Annotated in this window: 22 protein-coding genes; 11 read left to right on the top strand and 11 right to left on the bottom strand. The window is 41.8% G+C overall.

Going from position 1 to position 22,037, the window contains the following annotated elements; genetic code table 11:
- Nucleotides 1–17 precede the first annotated feature (17 nt).
- From cysI to JIG37_RS01990, 4 genes are all read left to right on the top strand, one after another.
- Entirely contained in the window at nucleotides 18–1,715 is a 1,698-nt protein-coding gene (gene cysI, locus JIG37_RS02005) for an assimilatory sulfite reductase (NADPH) hemoprotein subunit (RefSeq protein WP_138599061.1), read from the top strand.
- Nucleotides 1,716–1,753: 38 nt separating this feature from the next.
- Nucleotides 1,754–2,494 carry a phosphoadenylyl-sulfate reductase gene (locus JIG37_RS02000; RefSeq protein ID WP_199528588.1) on the top strand — a complete coding sequence of 247 codons (741 nt, stop codon included), beginning with the start codon at nucleotides 1,754–1,756 and terminating at the stop codon, nucleotides 2,492–2,494.
- A 100-nt stretch (nucleotides 2,495–2,594) separates the two neighbouring features.
- Nucleotides 2,595–3,323, top strand: a complete 729-nt coding sequence (locus JIG37_RS01995) for a transporter substrate-binding domain-containing protein (protein ID WP_054552380.1) — start codon at nucleotides 2,595–2,597, stop codon at nucleotides 3,321–3,323.
- A gap of 12 nt (nucleotides 3,324–3,335) precedes the next feature.
- Complete coding sequence (locus JIG37_RS01990; RefSeq protein ID WP_166338913.1) at nucleotides 3,336–3,878, top strand: DUF4124 domain-containing protein; 543 nt, start codon at nucleotides 3,336–3,338, stop codon at nucleotides 3,876–3,878.
- Here JIG37_RS01990 and JIG37_RS01985 read toward each other — a convergent pair.
- The 4 genes from JIG37_RS01985 to JIG37_RS01970 all read right to left on the bottom strand — a co-directional run bounded on the left by JIG37_RS01985 (nucleotide 3,875) and on the right by JIG37_RS01970 (nucleotide 8,342).
- Nucleotides 3,875–4,120 (bottom strand): hypothetical protein, encoded by a 246-nt coding sequence (locus tag JIG37_RS01985; protein ID WP_054552382.1) that lies wholly within the window; start codon nucleotides 4,118–4,120, stop codon nucleotides 3,875–3,877. The two genes, JIG37_RS01990 and JIG37_RS01985, sit on opposite strands and share 4 nt — an antisense overlap.
- Before the next feature lie 386 nt (nucleotides 4,121–4,506).
- Nucleotides 4,507–7,257 (bottom strand): aconitate hydratase AcnA, encoded by a 2,751-nt coding sequence (acnA, locus tag JIG37_RS01980; RefSeq protein ID WP_199528586.1) that lies wholly within the window; start codon nucleotides 7,255–7,257, stop codon nucleotides 4,507–4,509.
- Nucleotides 7,258–7,477: 220 nt separating this feature from the next.
- Nucleotides 7,478–7,897, bottom strand: a complete 420-nt coding sequence (locus tag JIG37_RS01975; protein WP_138618034.1) for a hypothetical protein — start codon at nucleotides 7,895–7,897, stop codon at nucleotides 7,478–7,480.
- A gap of 70 nt (nucleotides 7,898–7,967) precedes the next feature.
- Nucleotides 7,968–8,342 carry an RNA-binding S4 domain-containing protein gene (locus JIG37_RS01970; RefSeq protein ID WP_138599152.1) on the bottom strand — a complete coding sequence of 125 codons (375 nt, stop codon included), beginning with the start codon at nucleotides 8,340–8,342 and terminating at the stop codon, nucleotides 7,968–7,970.
- 235 nt (nucleotides 8,343–8,577) lie between these two features.
- On the opposite strand from JIG37_RS01970, the gene JIG37_RS01965 reads away from it, so the two are divergent.
- Together JIG37_RS01965 and JIG37_RS01960 are read left to right on the top strand one after the other, a co-directional pair.
- Nucleotides 8,578–8,865, top strand: coding sequence for a hypothetical protein (locus JIG37_RS01965; protein ID WP_062566674.1), 288 nt, complete (start codon nucleotides 8,578–8,580; stop codon nucleotides 8,863–8,865).
- 57 nt (nucleotides 8,866–8,922) lie between these two features.
- Nucleotides 8,923–9,585: a hypothetical protein gene (locus JIG37_RS01960; protein ID WP_199528584.1), complete on the top strand. Its 663-nt coding sequence runs from the start codon at nucleotides 8,923–8,925 to the stop codon at nucleotides 9,583–9,585.
- Here JIG37_RS01960 and JIG37_RS01955 read toward each other — a convergent pair.
- The 5 genes from JIG37_RS01955 to glnA all read right to left on the bottom strand — a co-directional run bounded on the left by JIG37_RS01955 (nucleotide 9,582) and on the right by glnA (nucleotide 14,681).
- A complete protein-coding gene (locus JIG37_RS01955; protein WP_138599054.1) occupies nucleotides 9,582–10,040 on the bottom strand; it encodes a cyclic nucleotide-binding domain-containing protein in 459 nt (152 codons plus the stop codon). The genes JIG37_RS01960 and JIG37_RS01955 overlap by 4 nt on opposite strands.
- 24 nt (nucleotides 10,041–10,064) lie before the next feature.
- Nucleotides 10,065–11,450: a nitrogen regulation protein NR(I) gene (gene ntrC, locus JIG37_RS01950; RefSeq protein ID WP_054552388.1), complete on the bottom strand. Its 1,386-nt coding sequence runs from the start codon at nucleotides 11,448–11,450 to the stop codon at nucleotides 10,065–10,067.
- 18 nt (nucleotides 11,451–11,468) lie between these two features.
- Nucleotides 11,469–12,539 (bottom strand): nitrogen regulation protein NR(II), encoded by a 1,071-nt coding sequence (gene glnL / locus JIG37_RS01945; RefSeq protein ID WP_054552389.1) that lies wholly within the window; start codon nucleotides 12,537–12,539, stop codon nucleotides 11,469–11,471.
- Nucleotides 12,540–12,619: 80 nt separating this feature from the next.
- Complete coding sequence (locus JIG37_RS01940; RefSeq protein ID WP_054552390.1) at nucleotides 12,620–13,156, bottom strand: DUF4124 domain-containing protein; 537 nt, start codon at nucleotides 13,154–13,156, stop codon at nucleotides 12,620–12,622.
- 118 nt (nucleotides 13,157–13,274) lie between these two features.
- The gene (gene glnA / locus JIG37_RS01935; RefSeq protein ID WP_054552391.1) at nucleotides 13,275–14,681 is read right to left on the bottom strand and encodes a glutamate--ammonia ligase; all 1,407 of its coding nucleotides are present in this window, start codon (nucleotides 14,679–14,681) and stop codon (nucleotides 13,275–13,277) included.
- A gap of 507 nt (nucleotides 14,682–15,188) precedes the next feature.
- Here glnA and typA point away from each other — a divergent pair.
- Together typA and JIG37_RS01925 are read left to right on the top strand one after the other, a co-directional pair.
- Nucleotides 15,189–17,012, top strand: a complete 1,824-nt coding sequence (gene typA, locus JIG37_RS01930) for a translational GTPase TypA (RefSeq protein ID WP_054552393.1) — start codon at nucleotides 15,189–15,191, stop codon at nucleotides 17,010–17,012.
- A 202-nt stretch (nucleotides 17,013–17,214) separates the two neighbouring features.
- On the top strand, nucleotides 17,215–17,640 hold the full coding sequence (locus tag JIG37_RS01925) for a BLUF domain-containing protein (protein ID WP_054552394.1): 426 nt from the start codon (nucleotides 17,215–17,217) through the stop codon (nucleotides 17,638–17,640).
- A 15-nt stretch (nucleotides 17,641–17,655) separates the two neighbouring features.
- Here JIG37_RS01925 and JIG37_RS01920 read toward each other — a convergent pair whose 3' ends face one another.
- Nucleotides 17,656–18,747 carry an MBL fold metallo-hydrolase gene (locus JIG37_RS01920; protein WP_199528582.1) on the bottom strand — a complete coding sequence of 364 codons (1,092 nt, stop codon included), beginning with the start codon at nucleotides 18,745–18,747 and terminating at the stop codon, nucleotides 17,656–17,658.
- Nucleotides 18,748–18,879: 132 nt separating this feature from the next.
- A complete protein-coding gene (locus JIG37_RS01915) occupies nucleotides 18,880–19,536 on the bottom strand; it encodes a DUF2959 domain-containing protein (protein WP_054552396.1) in 657 nt (218 codons plus the stop codon).
- A gap of 86 nt (nucleotides 19,537–19,622) precedes the next feature.
- On the opposite strand from JIG37_RS01915, the gene JIG37_RS01910 reads away from it, so the two are divergent.
- Genes JIG37_RS01910 through dtd form a run of 3 tightly spaced genes read left to right on the top strand, consistent with a single transcriptional unit; the run spans nucleotide 19,623 to nucleotide 21,899 of the window.
- Nucleotides 19,623–20,495, top strand: coding sequence for a virulence factor BrkB family protein (locus JIG37_RS01910; protein WP_054552397.1), 873 nt, complete (start codon nucleotides 19,623–19,625; stop codon nucleotides 20,493–20,495).
- 25 nt (nucleotides 20,496–20,520) lie between these two features.
- Nucleotides 20,521–21,474 carry an alpha/beta fold hydrolase gene (locus JIG37_RS01905; protein ID WP_199528580.1) on the top strand — a complete coding sequence of 318 codons (954 nt, stop codon included), beginning with the start codon at nucleotides 20,521–20,523 and terminating at the stop codon, nucleotides 21,472–21,474.
- Nucleotides 21,462–21,899: a D-aminoacyl-tRNA deacylase gene (dtd, locus tag JIG37_RS01900; RefSeq protein WP_130167197.1), complete on the top strand. Its 438-nt coding sequence runs from the start codon at nucleotides 21,462–21,464 to the stop codon at nucleotides 21,897–21,899. The genes JIG37_RS01905 and dtd overlap by 13 nt, the downstream gene beginning before the upstream one ends.
- The last annotated feature ends 138 nt before the right edge of the window (nucleotides 21,900–22,037 follow it).

The raw sequence follows: 22,037 nt of genomic DNA, 5'->3' as shown, positions 1-22,037 counted from the left end.
CAAATTTAGGAAATACCATGAGCGAACAAGACAAAAACGTAAAGCTTTCTGATAACGAGCGTTTGAAAAGAGAAAGTAACTTTTTACGTGGCACAATTGAGCAAGATTTAAAAGACGAGATCACCGGTGGTTTCACTGCTGATAACTTCCAACTGATCCGTTTCCACGGCATGTACCAGCAAGATGACCGTGACATTCGCCCTGAGCGCGCTAAACAAAAATTAGAGCCGTTACATAACGTAATGTTACGTGCTCGTATGCCTGGCGGTATCATCAAGCCAGAGCAATGGTTAGCGATTGATAAGTTTGCTGAAGAGAAAACCAGCTATGGCAGTATTCGTTTAACCACGCGTCAAACGTTCCAGTTCCATGGTGTGCTTAAGCCAAACATTAAAGGTATGCACCAAATGCTTAATAGCGTGGGTATTGACTCAATTGCAACGGCGGGCGACGTAAACCGAAACGTATTATGTACAACGAACCCAGTTGAGTCTGAGCTTCACCAAGAAGCTTACGAGTGGGCAGCGAAGATCTCTGAGCACCTATTACCAAAAACCAAAGCGTACGCTGAAATTTGGTTAAATGGCGAAAAGAGTGAAACTACTGAAGAGCCAATCTTAGGTTCAACTTACTTACCGCGTAAGTTTAAAACCACAGTAACAATTCCACCGAACAATGAAGTGGATGTGCATGCGAACGACTTAAACTTCGTGGCAATCGCAGAAAACGGCAAGTTGGTTGGCTTTAACGTGTTAGTGGGTGGTGGTCTTGCGATGACTCACGGTGATACAGCAACGTATCCTCGTAAAGCAGATGACTTTGGTTTCATTCCACTTGAGCACACGTTAAAAATTGCTGAGCACGTGGTGTCTGTACAGCGTGATTGGGGTAACCGCTCAAATCGTAAAAATGCGAAAACTAAATACACACTAGACCGTGTAGGTTCTGATGTATTTAAAGCTGAAGTTGAAAAACGTGCCGGTGTTCAATTTCAGCAGAGCCGCCCGTATGAGTTCACTCACCGTGGTGACCGTATCGGTTGGGTTGAAGGTATTGATGGTAAGCACCACTTAACGCTGTTTATCCAAAGTGGCCGTATTTTAGATTACCCAAACCAACCACTTAAAACAGGCTGTCGTAAAATTGCTGAAATTCACCAAGGTGATTTCCGCATGACTGCAAACCAAAACTTGATCATCGCAGGTGTTCCGGCTGATCAAAAAGCGGTAATCGAAGAAATTGCTCGCAACCATGGCTTAATTGATGACAGCCATACAGAGCAGCGTAAAAACTCAATGGCGTGTGTGGCATTACCAACCTGTCCGCTAGCGATGGCTGAGGCAGAGCGTTATTTACCAAGCTTAATTGAGAAAACAGAAGCGCTATTAGCTAAGCACGGCATTAGCGATGACAACATCATTATGCGTGTTGTGGGTTGTCCGAATGGCTGTGGCCGCGCCATGTTGGCAGAAGCGGGTCTGGTTGGTAAAGGTCCGGGTAAATACAACGTGTACTTAGGCGGTAACCGCGAAGGCACGCGTATTCCAAAATTGTATTTAGAAAATGTCGGCGAAGACGTATACCTAGACGCATTCGATAAGCTAATTGGCCAATGGGCAAGTGAGCGTAATGAAGGCGAGTGTTTTGGTGATTTTGTAATTCGCAAAGGCATTGTTGCTGAAGTTAAAGTTTCAGTAACCGATTTTCACGCATAATTTTATAAGCGACACCGCTTTAAGGTTTGGAATTAACCATGAGTGAATTTAAAGACATCTTAACGATGAGCAAAGAAGACCAAACAGCCATGCTGGCTGATATTAATGGTCTTCTGACTGATAAAAGCGCAGAAGAGCGTGTTGCGTGGGCACTTGAAAACTTACCAAGCACGCACTTTTTGTCGTCGAGCTTTGGTATTCAAGCGGCTGTGATGTTGCACTTAGTGACATCAAAGCAGCCAGATATTCCTGTGGTACTGACTGACACGGGCTATTTGTTCCCTGAGACTTATCAGTTCATTGAACAAATGACGGAGCGACTTTCGCTTAATCTTAAGGTTTATAAAGCACAGCTTAGCCCAGCGTGGCAAGAAGCAAAGTTTGGTAAACTTTGGGAGCAAGGTGAAGAGGGTATTAAGCAGTACAATCAACTGAATAAAGTTGAGCCAATGACTCGCGCTTTAAACGAGCTGCAAGCAGGCACCTGGTTTAGTGGTTTGCGCCGTGACCAGTCATCAAGCCGTGCTGATAAGCAAATTGTTGAAATTAGCCGTGGCACAGTGAAAGTGTACCCACTTATCGAGTGGAATAACCGCGATATTTATCAGTATCTAACTAAGCATGATTTGCCGTATCACCCGCTTTGGGAGCAAGGTTATGTGTCTATGGGGGATGTTCACACCACCCGTAAACTTGAGCCTGGCATGACAGAAGAAGAAACGCGTTTCTTCGGTTTAAACCGTGAATGTGGCTTACATATTGATGGTGACGGTATCTAATCCTAAATTCCTATCAGAATTTTCTCAAAGCGCAGCTTAGCCTGCGCTTTTTTTGTGCTATTTATATACAATCCCTGGCTCAATTTTATGAGAGAAAATTATGAGTCGTGCCGTTGTTTTTTTATTATTGCTATTAATTACGCCTTTAGTGCGAGCAGAAACTTTACGTGTTGCGTTGTATGACACGGATTACCCACCTTATCATTTTGTTGATAGCGGTCAAAAAGGCCTAGTCGCTGACCTATTAAGCCGCTTTGCCGAAAAATATAATTATGATCTTCAGTACATGCTGGTACCAGAAGTGCGTTCGCAGCATTTACTTGATGAGGGTCAGGTTGATGTTCGTTTAGAGTCTGAGCAATGGTATCGTGGAGATAATCAATATTATTGGAGTGATAGTATTGCGATTGTTGAAGATATTTTAGTTATGCCCAGAGGTTGTCATATTCCAGCGATTGATGAGCTCGGCGGCTATGTGTTGATGGCTCGCTTTGGTTACACTTACCCGCAATTTGAAGCATTGTTTGCAGCTGGCAAGTTGCATCGTGAAGATTTTTACTCTGAAATAGATATGTTGAATGCTTTAGTCGATATGCAGCAAAATCAACGTGTTGCCGTCATCTCAAAAAACACATTGCAGTGGTATGCCTCAAGAAATCATGTCTTTAAGAAATTCACGGTAAGTGATTACAGTGTGGGTAGAGCGCCGATGCAATTACAGTTTACATACAATGAAAAAGGTAAGCATATGAGCGAGCAATTTAACGAATTTATGAAAAATCTTAAATCATCCGGTGAATTTGCTAAGATTGAGAGTAACTACCAATAATCGGTAAATGGAATGATTAAGCGTTTTTGTTATCTTGCGGTTATGTTGCTACTGACCAGTGTTGCCCTGCTGTTTTACATTAAAAAGCCAGACGGTAAACCTTACCTAGAGCTGAGCATGTTCGAGCGTTACGCAGAAAAAGTAAGTGGTGATGTGAGTGATTTTGCTTCGCAAGGTGCCGATACACTGACCAGCCAAGCAAAAAAGCTCACTGAGACGTTGAGCTTTAGCAAAAACGCGGATGCACCTGTCGTCGTGTATAAATGGCAAGATGAACATGGTCAGTGGCACTATGCTGATACCCCTCACCCTAATTACGTTAGTACTACAGTAACTTTGGATCCGAACGATATAACTGTGTTACCTGCAGAGACTTTTCAAGCTGATGAAAAGCAAGCTGCAACAGTTAAAACTGACGAAGTACCTTCAGCGCTTGGGATATACGACCCTAAAAATGTACAAAAGATGATGCAAGATGCTGAGCAAGTAAAACAGCTTATGGAGCAACGTAACAAGCAACTTGAGCAGCAGCTCAAAGAGCAAGGTGGGAATTAGCTTTGTTTGTTTTGAGCTGTGAGATCGCTTTCCATTTTCATCAGTAAAATAGTGAGATAAATTTTGGTGGGTAACGAGAACAGCACACCAACAGCAATACACGCTGCGCTTATCATAATGCCATGTATACCCATGCTATCACTTAAGTAATTGCCGGCTAATAAAGAATGCCCCAAAATGATTAGACAAATACCTAAAATAATAAAGGTTTTTAAGATTCGAATGATGGTTTGTTCAGTCATACAAGCACCTCACTTTAGCCTTAATTAAAGTGTAGGTACTGTTGTCATTAAGAGGATTGTTCTAAATCAAGCAAGTGTCGGTTATTTGTCTAATTTTAACGCGCTGGTTTTTATGCGCTTTTCATTTTTTGTAAATAAGTGTGTTGCTCTAAACTGTAATTTATACCAATTCGCTTAATTAAGTGGTCTATTTTGAGGCAATAAAACCTCGTTGATAACAAGGCAAAAATTTCGTTATTTAGTTTGTTCTAAATCAGAAATTTTTAACGCAGGTAGCGACAGGTTTAATCCCTCAAAATGATTAAGTATTATTGCGGATTGGTATTACTGGTGTTCTAAACAAAAAAGGGGCTGAAAATTCAGCCCCTTAGTTAACTTAAAAGCAATTACTGCTCAGCCAGCATATTACGCAGAACATACTGTAAAATACCGCCATGTTTGTAGTAGTCCCATTCTTTCGGGGTATCTATACGTACATCAACACTAAAGCTAATTTGTTTGCCTTCGCTGTTAGTGGCAATCACACTGACTTCATTGGTTTTGTCGTATAAGCCTTCAAAATCGAACGACTCTTGGCCGGTTAAACCGAGTGACTCATAGCTTTCACCTTCTTTAAATTGTAGGGGTAAAACACCCATACCAATCAGGTTTGAACGGTGAATACGCTCATAGCTTTGTGCAATAACGGCTTTAACACCAAGCAGAAGTGAACCTTTAGCAGCCCAGTCGCGTGATGAGCCTGTGCCATATTCCGCGCCCGCTAAAATAATCAGTGGCGTGCCATCTTGCTGATATTGCATCGCTGCATCATAAATGCTGGCGAGCTCATCGCTTGGTTGCATACGGGTCACACCACCTTCGGTACCCGGTGCTAATAGATTACGTAAACGCACATTAGCAAAGGTACCTCGCATCATTACTTCGTGGTTACCACGACGCGAACCGTACGAGTTAAATTGTGCTTTTTGCACACCGTGCTCTTGCAAGTAAAGACCTGCTGGGGCATCTGCTTTAATCGCACCTGCTGGCGAAATGTGGTCAGTGGTTACTGAGTCACCTAATTTTGCTAAACAGCGCGCACCACTAATGCTAGGAATGCCAGGAGGCTCAATCTCCATGCCATCAAAGAATGGCGCTTTTTTGATGTAGGTTGACGCATCATCCCAATCATAAAGTTTGCCATCAGGAATTTGAATTTTCTGCCAACGATCATCACCTTGATACACATTGCCATAGCTTGATGCGAACATTTCTTTGGTGACAGTTTCGCGCACGAGTTCGTTCACTTCACTAACACTTGGCCAAATATTTTTTAGATAAATGTCATTACCATTTGGGTCTTGCGCAAGCGGCTCATTGTAAACGTCGATATCTGTACGACCCGCAATTGCGTAAGCAACCACAAGGGGTGGTGAGGCTAAGAAGTTCATTTTCACATCTTGGTGAATACGGCCTTCAAAGTTACGGTTACCCGATAAAATAGAGCTTACAACCAGTTTATGTTTTTGAATTGCTTCACTGATTTCATCAGCTAAAGGCCCTGAGTTACCGATACAGGTTGTACAACCATAACCGACAAGGTTAAAGCCTAACGAATCTAAATCATCCATTAAGTCGGCTTTTTTCAAGTAATCAGTCACCACTTGTGAGCCAGGAGCAAGTGAGGTTTTAACCCATGGCTTAACCTTTAATCCTAATTGTTTGGCTTTTTTAGCCACTAGGCCAGCAGCTAAAATAACACTTGGGTTTGACGTGTTTGTACAACTTGTAATTGCAGCAATGACACAAGCACCATCATTAAGCTCAAACTCTTCGCCTTTAAAGTTAACCTTAGCTGCGCCCATAAACTGTGCTTCGTTTACTGGCTCATCAGGGTTAGTGGTTGGGCCCTCGTCTTCAATGCGCGCCTCTTGAACATCGCTTTTATCGCGATGTTGCATACGTTCTTCTTGAAAGCCTTTTAAATGCTCACCAATGATGCTACCTGCTTTATCAAGGGCAATTCTATCTTGCGGGCGCTTAGGTCCAGCAAGGCTTGGCACAACATCGTCAAGTGATAACTCTAGTGTGTCGGTATAATGAGCTTCATCGCCAGGGTTACGCCATAAACCTTGGTGCTTAGCATAGTCCTCGATGAGTTTAAGTTGTTTGTCATCGCGGTTAGTTAAACGTAGGTAGTTGATGGTTTCATCATCAATTGGGAAAATACCGCAGGTTGCACCATACTCAGGCGCCATGTTTGCAATAGTTGCACGGTCTGCAAGTGGTAAATCAGCTAGACCATCACCATAAAACTCAACAAATTTACCTACTACGCCATGCTTACGCAGCATTTCTGTCACGGTTAGTACAAGGTCGGTTGCGGTCGTACCTTCTGGCAGGCGACCATTGAGCTTAAAGCCAACGACCTGTGGAATAAGTAAGCTGATTGGTTGACCAAGCATTGCGGCCTCGGCTTCAATACCACCGACACCCCAGCCTAGTACCCCAAGACCATTGATCATGGTGGTGTGCGAATCGGTTCCGACTAGGGTATCTGGGTAGGCGAGTGATTTACCATTTTTACTATCGTTAAATACCACGCGGGCTAAATATTCTAAATTTACTTGGTGTACGATGCCGGTTGCTGGTGGCACGACTTTCAAGTTATCGAAGGCAGTTTGCCCCCAGCGTAAAAATTCGTAACGCTCTTTGTTACGCTCATATTCAAGTTTTGCATTTAAGTCGAATGAATCATCTTCACCGTAGCCGTCAACTTGCACAGAGTGGTCAATAACAAGCTCGGCAGGCGACAGTGGATTAATTTTCGCAGGGTCGCCGCCAAGTTTTTCCATGGCATCACGCATCGCGGCTAAATCGACAATGGCGGGTACGCCGGTAAAATCTTGCATTACAACGCGAGCGGGCGTAAACGCGACTTCTGCTGATGGTTTCGCTTGTGGATCCCAGTTTAGTAAAGCATCGATATCTTGCTTTTTAATATTAACGCCATCTTCATTGCGCAACAGGTTTTCAAGTAAGATTTTTAGAGAGAATGGCAGACGTTTTGCTTTGTCGCCTAAACCTTGTAAAGAGTGAATATGATATTGCTCACCATTAATCGTAAGCTGCTTTTGGGTATCAAAACTGTTATTCATTATTTGCCCCTGTGGTTTGAGCAAGCAATTTGGCTTGCTTTGTTGTTTCCTTTTCGAAATAGACACAGTGTTATTGCAAACTTAATACCAGCTGAGAAATTCATCTAGCTGATGAAAAAATATGCTACCTAATATAGTTGCTGCTGATGTGATTTATTTCAAGGGAAGGGGGCAGATAAAAAGGGTAGTCACTTTAAACTACCCTCAGAAATAAGTGTTTTTAGTTAAGCCAGTTTTGTTGTTTACCTTTATGGCTAATAAACAATAATAGTAAACCAATAACGATCACGCACAATGGCATTGCTAATGCGCTAGTACCAAACATAGCAAGGCTATCTATCACCACAAAATTATAATATTGCTGGACTAATACGGCGATAAACGAGATTAAAAATAACTCGCGCGCAAGGGCTTTTTTTGTCAGTAATAAGATGCTCGCAAAACTTGCTGCAAACACGGCTATCGCAAAGGCAGCCGTTGACCAGAGCGGTATGTCGCGGTATGCGGCTTGTTGTGCTTCGGGGAGTTGGTTAATCATTTCGGGTGTGATCAACAGTTGCATTATAAATGCAATGACACCTAAAAGATTCCATACAAGGGCTGCCCAAGCAAGTGGCTTGAGCCAAGCTGGAGGATTCATAAATCACCTTTTATTGTTGTTATAATCGCATTCAATTAAAGGTGATTTATGCTAACTAAGCAAGCTCTAGTTAACCAAAAGAGATAGGGCGACGGCCGGTTTTTTCGTCTACTTTTGGTTTTTTAGTACGTTTACGCTTCGATTTTTTTGGCGCTTCTTCAGTGCTTTGTGGTTGTGCTTTTTGTACAGGTTCCGGTGGGCGAGGATTCGGTGTTGCATCTTCGCTTAAAGTAAGTTGGAACAACTCACCATCGAAAGCCAACACGTCACCACTGTATAATTTTTTCCGTTTTATTGTACAAATTTCATAGTTAACCCCAACATAACCTTCACCAATTAAGGCTTTTGCTTGGCCGCCTGTTTCGACTAGGTCGAGCACTTTTAACAAGTTGCATAACTCTATTGGCTCTTCTTCTAGTTCAATTTCGATGAAATCTTCGTTCATGTTGGTCTCTCTTAATTCAATCGCAGCCATTATAAAGCCTAGCACTCAATTGAACCAAGATTAAATTTTTAAGCTCTTCAGGCGGTTAAAATTTACAGCAATAAAAAATCTGACATTTTTATAAACAGTAAAAAAACTGCAGTATTTACTGGGTACACTGCGCGCGTTCGGAATTGGTGTACAAATTGCTAAATGCATGTCCGTTTCATTTTTTATTCGTTCAGGAGAAGTTGTAATGGGCGTAAGATCAGCGCTAAGAAAAGAGTTAATGGGTTTGCAAGATTCGTCATTGCTTGCTGCAGATGATGTGCGAGCTTTGTTAACGCAAACAATTAAATCTCAGCCTGAAAAGTCAGAACAAGGTTTTGCGTTAATTTCGCGTTTTAATGATAACCATAGCCAGTTAAGTTCAGGGGAAACAAATAAAGAAAAACTGCTTCAGCATCAAACTCACCGTTTATTTAAAGATATTTTATATACCCGTCAAAGTGTTAATAGTTGGCTAAAAAAACATCTTAATTAATTGATTTATTGTTTTTCTCACTTTAGACTACATTTGTAATCTAAAGTGAGAAAGAATATGAAAAGGATAATTTCGGCAGCCATATTTTTAATTTTGACTGGTTGTCAGCAAGCTACAGTCTACGTATACACAGAAAATCTTGATCAGTCGCAGTTGCAATCATTAGAGCAAGCATTAAATAAGCAAAGCTTACCCTATGAATACACTCAGCTCCCAGTGCCAAGAGAGTTTGCGGATGCAACCTTAATGTTATCGAGTGATAAAATCCTCACTCATGAAACTGAGCAACTTGCTGAAATTATGCAAGGATTGGGTTATGAAGTTGAAATCAAATACACCACAGATGCCAACCACTTTTACAATCATGGCAATATTGGCTTTTATTTAAAAGCTAAAAATACTACCACTAATTTTACTATGCCGGCTCGTGTACTCACCACAGGATGTGTTGAAGACAAGTATAATGATCTTGTTGTTACATTCAGTGATAAGCAAGCTCACTTTACTCTTGCTGGCGGTAGTAAAGTTACTCTTGATTGGGAATACTTATACGGCCACCTAGTCATTTATTATAAAAACTATTCGCAAAGTTACAGCCATTTAACGCCAGAAGTGAGTACCCCTTTTGGTATGAAACCATCAGACACCTACCGTTACACGGCTCGCGTTAATAGCCCAAGTTGGTTAAATTGCTCATTTCAAATTGTGTATATGGACTAGCTACGTGACTCAAGGTAAGTGCTTAACTTAGTAATACGTTCACTCATACCTTCGATTATGCGATCTTTAATTTTCTCGCGGATCACATTCGGCAAGCGGGTAAGTGCTTCAGGGGTGATAGCTAACAAAATGGTATCAACTTTTGCGCGCGCACTCGTACTGTGCTCGCGGTTATTGATAAAAGCACCTTCACCGATAAATTCGCCAGGCTCAATCGTGCCAAGTTCAAGAAGATGGCTTTGTTTGAATACCATCAGTGAGCCACTTAGCACAATATAAAGTCGTTTATCAGTATCGTATTGTTTGAAAACAGCGCGGCCTTGTTTGACCAAATACAAATGACTGAATGACTCTAATAACACTTGTCGTTCGCTTAATGTGAACTCTCTAAAAAATGGTAATCTGTTAATAATTTCCATTTGTTTAATTAGTGGAATGTGCTCGATTAAATTCATTGACTCACATTGGGTTGCGCGAAATTAGCTAATATTGCGCTCTTTTAGCTTGCGGGTCAATGTATTACGACCCCAGCCGATCTTCACTGCGGCTTCTTGCTTGTGCCCAGCGCAGTTGGCAAGAGCAGTTTTAATCAAGCGAGTCTCGAGTTGTGCTTGAATGGCAGGCCAAATATTCTCTTTACCTTGTTTAAGTTCAAGGTTAAGCCATTGTTGAAATGCATCTAGCCAGTCGCCTTCTTGCTCGATTGGTGTAACTGCGACGATTTCAGGTGGTAAATCTTGTTCACTAATAAGTTCACCCGGCGCCATAACGGTTAACCAACGGCAGGTGTTTTCTAATTGGCGCACGTTACCTGGCCAGTTAAATAGGCGTAGTTGCTCAGTGGCTTTTGGGCTTAAAATTTTGCTGTCAACTTGCAGCTCTTTGGCACTTTTATGTAAAAAGTGTTGTGCTAGTCGTTCAATATCTTCCGTACGCTCACGCAGCGCGGGTAAGCGTAAACGCACTACGTTTAAGCGGTGGAATAAGTCGTCACGAAACTTACCTTGTTTTACCAAGTCTTCGAGGTTTTGGTGCGTTGCAGCAATAATACGTACATCAACTTTAATACTTTGATGGCCGCCCACTCGGTAAAACTCACCATCGGCTAACACGCGTAATAAACGTGTTTGAACGTCGAGTGGCATATCACCAATTTCATCTAAAAATAAGGTGCCGCCATTCGCTTGTTCAAAACGGCCTTTACGAATGCTGTCGGCTCCAGTAAATGCGCCTTTTTCGTGGCCAAATAACTCTGACTCAACTAATTCTTTAGGAATGGCAGCCATATTCAGAGCTATAAATTGGTTTTCTTTGCGTGGGCTGTGGTTATGCAGGGCGCTTGCAACTAGCTCTTTACCTGTCCCTGACTCACCATTAATCAGCACGCTCATACTTGATGCTGATAATTTACCGATCGCGCGAAACACCTCTTGCATTGCAGGTGCTTCACCGATGATATGCGCATTGGTTTGTGGTGCTTGTTTGCGTTTAGTTTTCTTCGTTGAGTTAGCGCGACATGCGCTTTCTACCAGTGCCACGGCTTCGTCTAAGTCAAACGGTTTGGCGAGGTACTCAAACGCCCCTTTTTGGAAGGCATTTACCGCCGAATCTAAATCCGAGTGAGCTGTCATGATAATAACAGGTAAGCCAGGATTTTGCTCGGCAATTGTTTCGAGTAACGCCATACCGTCCATGCCAGGCATACGCACATCAGATACCAATACCGTGGGCTGGCTAAACTTTAATGCGTTAAGCACATCTTGTGCGTTTGCATAGCTTTCAGTGTCAAATCCTGCACGTGCCAACGCTTTTTCCAATACAAAGCGAATTGAGGCATCATCATCAACTAACCAGACTGTTTTCATGACTACTCCAAAAAACCATTAATCCGTAAAAGGCAAATAGATATTAAATTCTGTATGGCCTGGCCAACTGTCACAATCAATGTGGCCGTCATGTTGGTCAACCAAGGTTTGCGCTATCGATAAACCAAGCCCTGATCCATTTTCTTTGTTGGTGATCATTGGGTAGAACAAGGTTTCACGTAAGCTCTTGTCTATACCTGGGCCGTTATCCGAAATTTGGATCAGCAAGGTTTTTTTTGGTGCCTTACCCGGGCGCCTGTGTTGATGATTGATGCGAGTTTTTATCCTTATCTCGCCACCATCAACAAGTGCCTGTTGTGCATTACGAATAATGTTCAGTACCACTTGCTGAATTTTACTCTGATCTATGTATACACTCGGTATACTTGGATCATAGTCTTTCACTAAAGTGATATTGGCATTGTTGTCTAACATGCTCAGTTTAATCACCGACTCTAACGCTTGGTGAATATTGCCATGGGATTTGTGTGGCAGTTGATTCGGACCAAGTAAACGGTCGACAAGCTCGCGTAAACGGTCTGCTTGTTCAATGATTAATTCGGCACATTGATCACGTTCTTGCTGATCAACCTCATACTGCAATAATTGCGCCGCTCCGCGAATTCCACCTAAAGGATTTTTAATTTCATGTGCTAAACCACGAATAAGGTTACGGGCAGCTTGATATTGATGCATTTGATTCGAAGCTTGGTCATGGCGAATTTCATCATCCATTTGGCGGCATTCGAACAGGATATAATTTTCATCGTTGCTACTTATTCGGCGTGTACTAATAGTTAACTTGGCATGGCGAGAATCGACGAACACCACGTCAGCTCTATGTTGGTGGCAATCGACACCGTCAAACAACGAATACTGAGCAATACGTTTTAAATCTATCGAGTGGTAGTTAAATAGGTTGTCGAACGGTTGGTTGATGATACGTTTTGGGCCTAAACCTAAAAGCTCACTGGCGCTATCGTTTGCGTAAACCAGTTTAAAATCATGATCGAGTAAAATAACAGCAGTACTTAAATTTTTCCAAATACTGTCGAGTAATTGAGAATTAAAATGTAAATCTCTGAGCATGGTTGCACCATTTTAGTGCGTTTCAATTTAGTGCAGCTTAGCATACTCTTTTTGCTTTGCGAGACATCATGTCGAAAATTCTAATTTCCGTTATTAATTGAAGTTCTGTGCATGAAAAAAGTGCTGACTGGGCTAACTGAAACGAGTTTATTATTTGCATCAAAAAGTTTCGCTTGTAATGTGTGTTCGCCTCGAAAGACCTCTCTTAGAGCAAAGGTCGTGCTATTACTTGGTGCGCCATGAGGTGAACCATCAACGAGTAATTGAACTTTGAAACCAGTTTCAAAACGGGGGCTGATTCGTGTAGTAACATAAACAGAACCTGTATTTTCTCTCACAGTTTCTTCATTTGCGGGGGCTGCAATTGACACTTTAAAGTTAACAGGGACTGCACTTGGAGCAGTATCAAGAATACTGGTATCAGCTGCAGGCATTGTAAGGTTTTGGGTATTTAACTTGACCTCAGTAGCACCGGGGCGAGGAGTATCAGAAAATACTAATACACCATTCTCATCTTTCCAAGAATAGACTTTTTGTGCTGCTGTATAACCAAAAAAGCTTGCAAATAATAACGATAATACCAATAAGGTTGTGCTTTTCACCCTGCGACCCTGCATTTTTTCACTTAACTAAAACTGTAGAGTAGAACCCGCTCAATTACCATTAAAAAAGCCCGCAGAGCGGGCTTGAGAACACACATTTATTATCTTTTAGATAATTCTGATACAGCGTGTATTACACGCTGTAGTACATTTCGAACTCAACTGGGTGAGTTGTCATGTTAAGTTTTTCAACTTCTTGGCTCTTAAGCGCGATGTATGCATCGATTAGGTCATCAGTGAATACGCCACCTTGAGTTAAGAACTCACGGTCTGCGTCTAATGATGCAAGTGCTTCTTGTAAAGAAGATGCAACTTGTGGGATCTCAGCTGCTTCTTCAGCAGGTAGATCGTATAAATCTTTGTCCATTGCATCGCCAGGGTGGATCTTGTTCTTGATACCGTCTAGGCCAGCCATAAGCATTGCAGAGAATGCTAAGTATGGGTTAGCTGTTGGATCAGGGAAACGTACTTCGATACGACGTGCTTTTGCAGACGGTACCACTGGGATACGGATTGAAGCAGAACGGTTACGTGCAGAGTATGCAAGCATTACAGGAGCTTCGAAGCCTGGTACTAAACGCTTGTATGAGTTCGTTGACGCGTTAGCGAATGCGTTGATTGCTTTAGCGTGCTTGATGATACCACCGATGTAGTAAAGTGCCTCTTCAGAAAGACCTGCGTATTTGTCACCAGCGAAGATGTTTACGCCATCTTTACCTAGAGATTGGTGACAGTGCATACCAGAACCGTTATCACCTACGATTGGTTTAGGCATGAATGTCGCTGTTTTTCCGTATAAGTGAGCCATGTTATGGATAACATATTTCATCTCTTGGATTTCGTCAGCTTTTAATACCATTGTATTGAAGCGAGTTGCGATCTCATTTTGACCTGCAGTTGCTACTTCGTGGTGGTGAGCTTCTACTACTTGACCTAGTTCTTCAAGAACTAAACAAGTTGCTGAACGCCAGTCATGTGATGAATCAACAGGTGAACACGGGAAGTAACCGCCTTTAACACCTGGACGGTGACCCATGTTGCCGCCTTCATAATCTTTATCTGAGTTCCAAGCTGCTTCTACAGAATCGATTTTGTACATAGAACCAGACATGTCTGATTTGTATTTAACGTCATCAAAAAGGAAGAATTCTGGCTCTGGACCGAATAATACAGTGTCAGCAATACCAGTAGAGCGCATGTACTCTTCAGCGCGTTTTGCAACAGAACGTGGATCACGCTCGTAACCTTGAAGTGTTGAAGGCTCAACGACGTCACAACGTACGATTAGTGTAGCTTCTTCAGAAAACGGGTCCATTTTCGCAGACTCAGGAACAGGCATAAGTACCATGTCTGATTCGTTGATACCTTTCCAGCCAGCAATTGAAGAACCGTCAAACATTTTGCCGTCTTCGAAGAAATCTTCATCAATTTGATGATGAGGAATAGAAACATGCTGTTCTTTACCTTTGGTATCAGTAAAGCGTAAATCAATGAACTTAACGTCATTTTCTTTGATAAAATCTAAAACCGATTGTGACATGTGTCCTCCAATTGTTGGGTTTTATTTTTGCTGCATTATTGCTTTTCGCTTATATAAGCTGGTTTCGTGCCATGTTTTTAACACCTTGTTTAGGCTTGTAAAAAGTGAACAGGGCTTCGTTTTGTTAACTTTTGTTGCACTAAGTTGGTGCGTAAAAAGATCATTCTGGTGCGTAAAAAGTGCGACCTTGTTTTGCACAATTATTGAGCGTGCCAATTTTTCGGTTATGAACACTATTTAGTGCCAAAATATGGTTCAAAAACTAAAATTTCGCCAGTATTGAGCTCAGATTCACTTTAATTTTCATAAATTTGTCATTTATAAAACAGATACTTATAAAAAGCCTGAAGAAAGTTTATAAATTTATATTGGATAAACTTTCATCCATGCCATTATTAAGGGATAATATGCGCCCTTTTAAATCCTATGCTGGGACATCTGGTGAAAACGCAGGTGACTGCGTAGATCTTGCAGGATCAATGAGATTCAATTTCTCTGAGAAAAAATATGAGCATCGAAAAGTTAAGAAATATAGCGATTATCGCCCACGTTGACCACGGTAAAACAACTTTGGTTGATAAACTGCTTGAGCAATCAGGCACATTAGAAACGCGCGGCGGTAACGAAGAGCGCGTAATGGACTCAAACGACATTGAGAAAGAACGTGGTATTACCATTTTAGCTAAGAACACAGCTATCTCTTGGAACGACTACCATATCAATATCGTAGACACCCCAGGACACGCCGACTTCGGTGGTGAAGTAGAACGCGTACTTTCGATGGCTGACTCAGTATTACTACTTGTTGATGCTCAAGAAGGTCCAATGCCGCAAACGCGTTTCGTAACGCAAAAAGCATTCGCACAAGGTTTAACGCCGATTGTTGTTATCAACAAAATCGACAAACCAGGCGCACGTCCTGACTGGGTTATGGACCAAGTTTTCGATTTATTCGATAACCTAGGTGCAACTGACGAACAGTTAGACTTTAAAGTAATCTATGCATCAGCTATCAACGGCTGGGCAACAATGGATTTAGACGAGCCATCAGATAACATGGAACCAATGTTCCAGATGATCGTTGACGAAGTATCTCCACCGGATGCAGATCCTGAAGGTGCTTTCCAAATGCAAATTTCTCAGCTTGACTACAACTCATACATCGGTGTTATCGGTGTAGGTCGTATCAAGCGTGGTACTGTTCGTCCTAACCAACAGGTTACTGTTGTAAGCGCAGACGGTACTAAGCGTAACGGTAAAGTTGGCCAAGTAATGAGCTACTTAGGTCTTGAGCGTCATGAAGCAGAATCTGCAGGCGCAGGTGACATCATTGCAATCACTGGTCTTGGTGAGCTGAAAATCTCAGACACTATCTGTGATGTAAACACCGTTGAAGCATTACCACCACTAAGCGTTGATGAGCCTACAGTAACAATGACGTTCTCTGTAAACACATCACCATTTGCTGGTAAAGAAGGTAAATTCGTAACGTCACGTAACATTCTTGAGCGTTTACAAGCTGAGCTTGTTCACAACGTTGCATTACGTGTTGAAGAAACTGACAACCCAGATAGCTTCCGTGTTTCTGGTCGTGGTGAGTTACACTTAGGTATCTTAATCGAGAACATGCGTCGTGAAGGTTACGAGCTTGCGGTATCTCGTCCACAAGTAATCCTTCGTGAAGTTGATGGTCAAAAAGAAGAGCCATACGAAACACTTACAATCGACTGTCAAGAAGAGCACCAAGGTTCTATCATGGAACAAATTGGTCTTCGTAAGGGTGAACTAACAGACATGTCTCCAGATGGTAAAGGCCGTGTACGTATGGACTTTATGATCCCAAGCCGTGGCTTAATTGGTTTCCAAACTGAATTCATGACATTAACGTCTGGTTCTGGTCTTCTTTACCACACATTTGATCACTACGGTCCACATAAAGGCGGTACTATCGGTGCTCGTAAGAATGGTGTAATGATTGCAAACGCAACTGGTAAAGCACTTACTAACGCATTATTCAACTTACAAGACCGTGGTAAGTTATTCATCGGTCACGGTGTTGAAGTTTACGAAGGTATGGTTATCGGTATCCACAGCCGTGACAACGACCTAACTGTAAACGCGCTTAAAGGTAAGCAACTTACAAACGTTCGTGCATCGGGTACAGATGAAGCACAAACGCTTGTTCCACCACTAAACTACACGCTTGAACAAGCGATTGAGTTCATCGATGATGACGAGTTAGTGGAAGTAACACCTGAGAACATCCGTATTCGTAAGCGTCACTTAACTGAAAGTGAGCGTAAGCGTGCGAGCCGTGCAGCTAAAGACTAATAACGTCTTTTAGTTTTGCAAAATAGAAGCCGCCGTATTGAAAAATACGGCGGTTTTTTTGTTTTAGTGTAAGCCAGGTTGGTTGGGCAGAGCGAAGCGAAACCCAACTTAATTTATATAGATTTCTAAACGCAACTCGCAACTTTTTACTAACTCCCCCATCTGTACTATCTTTTCTAAATCCAACTTGCAGGAGAGTAAGATGTATTTAGTTAGACTGATTTACACAAGTGAAATTAGCGATGGGTTTGGGCCTAATGATATTGAGGATATTCTCGAAAAGGCGAAAAAGAAAAATGCTGAATGTAATGTAACAGGGCTACTTTGTTTTAATAGTACTCATTTTATGCAGTGTCTTGAAGGATCGCGAAAAGCAGTGAATGCAACGTATCATCGTATTTTGAATGATAAAAGGCATCGCAACATTATCATGCTGAACTATTGCGAAATTGCAGAGCGGGAATTCGAAAAATGGTCGATGGGGTACATACCATATTCAAAATTAACAACGCCATTAAATATTAAATACTCAGGTACTAGCGATTTTAATCCATTAGCAATGTCAGCAGGAAGTGCTCACAAATTGATGCTTGCTTTGCGAGACTCCATGCTGGATAAAGTTATTTAATATTAGCCCGTACCTTTAAAGCGGGATTTGCTCTCCTTCGTTCATTATATAAACCGGAACTTGGCTGTTCATCTGCTTTTGCATATTTAACAACCTAAGTAATGCCGAATGACTTGAATGGTCACCCATTTGCCAGCTTGAGTTGCCGTAACCCCATGGGATCATCACTTTACAGCTTAACTCTTCCGCCGCGTTTAATGCATCTTCAGGTGTAGTATGAACATAACGATACCACTTACCATCTTCTTCATGGTAGTAGGAAGCAATTGGCATTAAGCACACATCAATCTCGCCGTATTTTTTCTTAATATCTTGAAAGTGTTTTGAGTAACCGGTATCACCAGCAAAAAACAAGGTCTTACCATTTTGCTCAAGTAACCAACCATTCCATAAGTCTTTATTGTGGTCGTCGTAAATGAAAGGCACCATAATGCGACTGCTAAAATGATGGGCCGGCACCGAATGAATCGTTAGGTCATTAATTTGTGTACTTGCATACCACGCCATCTCTGAAATATTAAAGCCACCAGTCGGAAAATTATCTGCAAAGCCTAGTGGCACTAAATAGCGGGGAGCATTACCAATTTCTTCGATATCTGCTTTATTAAAATGGTCATAGTGAATGTGAGAGTACATTACCGCGTTTAAACCTTCGAGCTCTGACTTAGTAGGCCAAAATCCGGGCTTACGATAACTGCCACCAGCAAGTTTAAAGGCCAAGTCTACGGGTGAGTCAAACTGATCTTTAACAGGGTCAAACAACAGTTGTTCACCATTTGGTGATTGAATATAAAAGCCTGCATGACCTAACCAACGGACTATAAACCCTGTATTTGTTGCTGGAACTATTTGTTCTGCTTGATATTGGCACTGAGAATTGCTGTCATCACATATAAGTAGCTCTGATGGTTCATAGCAATTGTCTGTACAGGTTGTTGGGTATTCTTTATCACCCGGATAAAGGTTGTGGTAGCGACCTTCGAAGTCACCTTCAGTTTTTAATGGGGTTATAGTGCCTTCACCGGCAATAACATTCACTGTATTCGAGTTGCTACATGCGCTTATAAGTGCTGCTGCAATAAGTGTTGAGAGTGTTTTTAAATGCATACTATGCTTACTTTTTATTCTTTGCCGTGAGTTTAGCAAAATAAAAATTAAGATAAATCATTAAAAAGTAACAAGAGGTTACACAAAAAAGCCTACGTTTAAGTAGGCTTTGATATTAATAGCTTGAGCTGATTAGCCCGCTTTATTCATTTGCTCAATGAACTTATTCGAGTCTTCAATTGATTTGTTCATATCGTCCATTAACACTTTAATATCGCGTTTAAGATTTGTGAACTCACCTTTGATAGCTGTAACAGCCTGTGCGTTTAGGTTATGTTTTAAGTACAAAACATTATCATGAAGTGATGATAATACCGGCTCCATTTTGCTTTCTGCACTGCGCATTGAGCGAAGTAGTTGATCAAACTGGCGCTTAGTTGCGTTGAGTTTTTTGCTGCTTTCACGTTTTAGTGAGGCGCTTTTGTATTGTTCTAGCTCGTCGGCCCATTCATCAAACAGTGCCTCAGCTACATCTTCTACTTTATTGATATTGTTTGTAACGTCGTTCGCTGCAGCTAAGCTCGACTCGTAATCATCATTCAGTTGATTGTAGGCATCTTGTAGCTCACCACCATCAAAGTTGATCAGCGTGGTTAATCTGTCTAGTGCTGATTGAAACTCTTCTTGTGACTCTTGCTGTGCTTCTTTTGTTTCTTCTACGCGGTCCACTAAAATGTCGCGTTTATGCACACCGACAGACTCCATGGCTGAGTAATAAGCTGACTGGCAGCCCGATAATGCCATTGTAACTGCAAATAGTGGTGCACTTAAAAGTGTCAGTTTTTTCATTGAGAATCCTTTTTAGGTACCTGTCATTTCAAATTATGTGGTGGATTGCTATGATTATCAAAACATTTTAGCAGAAATTAGATTCTATGGACGAGAAGCTCAGTCGGTATAAGCTGCAAATAAGCATTTTCTTAAAACAACAACCTGCTTGGTGGATGCAGTATCTCAATCGTTGTATTGACGATCAAATCACAGTCAATGCGGGTTATTTGGCTTATGTAACCTTATTATCAATCGTGCCTTTAGTGGCAGTTGGTGTGGCTATTTTTTCTGCTTTCCCAGGTTTCGAAAGCACCTTGGTAACCATAGAAAACTTCTTGTTTACTAATCTTGTGCCGACCTCTACAGATGTAATTAAAGAGCATATCAGCGCTTTTGCCGGTAATGCGAATAAAATGACTGCCGTCGGTGTGGGCTTTTTAGCGGCGGTATCCTTGTTACTCATTCGTAATGTCGACGCTACATTAAATCGAATTTGGCGTATAAAGAAAAAGCGCCCAATGATGATTTCGTTTGCCGTTTATTGGATGGTGCTCAGCCTAGGCCCGGTGTTATTAGGGGCTAGTATTGGTGTTACTTCATATATTGTGTCGTTAGTGTCGTTTGCCGATCAAGGCATTCCCGGCTTTAGCGGCTTTTTATTGAAACTATTACCTTACATAATTTCAATGATTGGCTTCATTATGCTCTATACTTTAGTTCCTAACACACGAGTTCCATTTAGAGCGGCAATTCCGGGCGCTTTGTTTGCAGCTATGTTGTTTGAGCTGACAAAAAAAGGCTTTGCTTTGTACATCAGCCACTTCCCATCATACGAAGTTATTTATGGGGCGTTGGCGACAATCCCTATTTTATTTGTATGGGTGTATTTGTCGTGGATTGTCGTATTACTCGGTGCAGAATTTACTGTATGTATCAGCCCTGAGAATATCGAGGACACGCCTGATATAGAGGTTTAAATTCACTGCACCTAAGGAGAGCGAGGTGCAGTTACATCCACAATATGTTGCCAATCGCGATTACCATTTGAGTGTTGGCGATGGTCATCAAATCCATGTGCAAGAATATGGTGCGTCTACAGGGATTGCTGTGGTGTTATGCCATGGCGGGCCCGGTGCGGGCCTATGTCCTGAAAATTGCCGCTTTTTCGACTTAGAGCGTTTTCGAGTGATCATGTTCAGTCAGCGCGGTTGCGGTCACTCAACACCCCATGATAGTTCAACCAATACCACTTCAGAATTAGTCGCCGATCTCGAGTATTTACGCCAGCAACTGGGTATTGAAAAATGGCTGGTGTGTGGTGAGTCATGGGGTGCCACTTTGGCACTTGTCTATGCTATTCATCACCAAGAGCATGTTGCAGGGCTTATTTTACGGGCTAGCTTTTTAGCATGTAACAGTGACTTCGAGTGGCTTTACACAACAAAAGGAGCCGGCGCGCATTTTTACCCTGAGTGCTTTAATGAATTTGCACATGATTACACTGATTGGCACGCCTTACTCGACTTTTATCAGCAGCAACTAAACAATGATGATCAAATTAAAGCCAGTAAATTTGCCAAGTTATGGTGTCATTGGGAGCAGGTGCTATGTCATGGTGAGTCTTTGACAAACTGGAGTTTACAGGAGCCCCATGTCGGGTTAAATCAAGCAAAGTTAATGGTGCATTACTTTCGTCATCACTGTTTCATTGAAGAAGGCTTTATCGCAGAAAATGCACATTTACTGACTCATTTACCGATTTGGTTTATTCATGGCCGCGCCGATTTGATCTGTCGATATAGTGCCGTACAGCAGCTTGCTGAACAGTTAAATGCACAATTATTGATTTTAGATGGCATTGGGCACAGCAGCGATAATCAGGTATATTTGGCGGCAATGCGACGTGCCGCAGATTTAATGTATATCAAGTTATCGAGGGATCAATGCAAGGCTTAATTCAAAGAGTAAAACAAGCAAAAGTAGAAGTGGCAGGCGAAGTAGTGGGTGAAATTTCACAAGGTATTTTGCTGCTATTAGGTGTTGAAAAACAGGATACCGAGCAAAGCGCCCAGAAGCTTTTACACAAAGTCAGCAATTACCGCATTTTTACCGATGAACAAGGAAAGATGAACTTAAGTTTGAATGATATCAAAGGTGAGCTTTTAGTGGTTTCGCAGTTTACCTTAGCAGCCGACACTAAAAAGGGTATGCGTCCAAGCTTTTCAAGTGCTGGCACGCCAGAGCAAGCCAATACGCTCTATGAGTATTTTATTGCAGAGGCTAAAAAAGCAGGCTTAACAGTGGCTACAGGGCAATTTGGTGCTGATATGCAAGTAAGCCTATGTAACGATGGTCCAGTTACTTTTAATTTATCTGTGTAATACCAACCCGCAATAATACTTAATCATTTTGAGGGATTAAACCTGTCGCTAACTGCGTTAAAAATTTCTCATTTAGAACAACTAAATAACGAAATTTTTGCCTTGTTATCAACGAGGTTTTATTGCCTCAAAATAGAC

Origin of the sequence: Pseudoalteromonas sp. bablab_jr010, from assembly GCF_016464105.1 — a bacterium.
GTDB classification, from domain to species: domain Bacteria; phylum Pseudomonadota; class Gammaproteobacteria; order Enterobacterales; family Alteromonadaceae; genus Pseudoalteromonas; species Pseudoalteromonas simplex.
This window is presented reverse-complemented; position numbering and strand designations above follow the sequence as displayed.

Coding starts and splice junctions, on each gene's coding strand:
- typA (WP_054552393.1), top strand. CDS start 15,189: ATGAGCATCGAAAAGTTAAGAAATATAGCGATTATCGCCCACGTTGAC.
- JIG37_RS01940 (WP_054552390.1), bottom strand. CDS start 13,156: ATGCAGGGTCGCAGGGTGAAAAGCACAACCTTATTGGTATTATCGTTA.
- JIG37_RS01955 (WP_138599054.1), bottom strand. CDS start 10,040: ATGAATTTAATCGAGCACATTCCACTAATTAAACAAATGGAAATTATT.
- JIG37_RS01965 (WP_062566674.1), top strand. CDS start 8,578: ATGGGCGTAAGATCAGCGCTAAGAAAAGAGTTAATGGGTTTGCAAGAT.
- JIG37_RS01975 (WP_138618034.1), bottom strand. CDS start 7,897: ATGAATCCTCCAGCTTGGCTCAAGCCACTTGCTTGGGCAGCCCTTGTA.
- JIG37_RS01915 (WP_054552396.1), bottom strand. CDS start 19,536: ATGAAAAAACTGACACTTTTAAGTGCACCACTATTTGCAGTTACAATG.
- JIG37_RS01990 (WP_166338913.1), top strand. CDS start 3,336: ATGATTAAGCGTTTTTGTTATCTTGCGGTTATGTTGCTACTGACCAGT.
- JIG37_RS01985 (WP_054552382.1), bottom strand. CDS start 4,120: ATGACTGAACAAACCATCATTCGAATCTTAAAAACCTTTATTATTTTA.
- ntrC (WP_054552388.1), bottom strand. CDS start 11,450: ATGAAAACAGTCTGGTTAGTTGATGATGATGCCTCAATTCGCTTTGTA.
- glnA (WP_054552391.1), bottom strand. CDS start 14,681: ATGTCACAATCGGTTTTAGATTTTATCAAAGAAAATGACGTTAAGTTC.
- JIG37_RS01970 (WP_138599152.1), bottom strand. CDS start 8,342: ATGAACGAAGATTTCATCGAAATTGAACTAGAAGAAGAGCCAATAGAG.
- JIG37_RS01960 (WP_199528584.1), top strand. CDS start 8,923: ATGAAAAGGATAATTTCGGCAGCCATATTTTTAATTTTGACTGGTTGT.
- cysI (WP_138599061.1), top strand. CDS start 18: ATGAGCGAACAAGACAAAAACGTAAAGCTTTCTGATAACGAGCGTTTG.
- JIG37_RS01925 (WP_054552394.1), top strand. CDS start 17,215: ATGTATTTAGTTAGACTGATTTACACAAGTGAAATTAGCGATGGGTTT.
- JIG37_RS01995 (WP_054552380.1), top strand. CDS start 2,595: ATGAGTCGTGCCGTTGTTTTTTTATTATTGCTATTAATTACGCCTTTA.
- JIG37_RS02000 (WP_199528588.1), top strand. CDS start 1,754: ATGAGTGAATTTAAAGACATCTTAACGATGAGCAAAGAAGACCAAACA.
- JIG37_RS01920 (WP_199528582.1), bottom strand. CDS start 18,747: ATGCATTTAAAAACACTCTCAACACTTATTGCAGCAGCACTTATAAGC.
- JIG37_RS01910 (WP_054552397.1), top strand. CDS start 19,623: ATGGACGAGAAGCTCAGTCGGTATAAGCTGCAAATAAGCATTTTCTTA.
- acnA (WP_199528586.1), bottom strand. CDS start 7,257: ATGAATAACAGTTTTGATACCCAAAAGCAGCTTACGATTAATGGTGAG.
- glnL (WP_054552389.1), bottom strand. CDS start 12,539: ATGCTCAGAGATTTACATTTTAATTCTCAATTACTCGACAGTATTTGG.
- dtd (WP_130167197.1), top strand. CDS start 21,462: ATGCAAGGCTTAATTCAAAGAGTAAAACAAGCAAAAGTAGAAGTGGCA.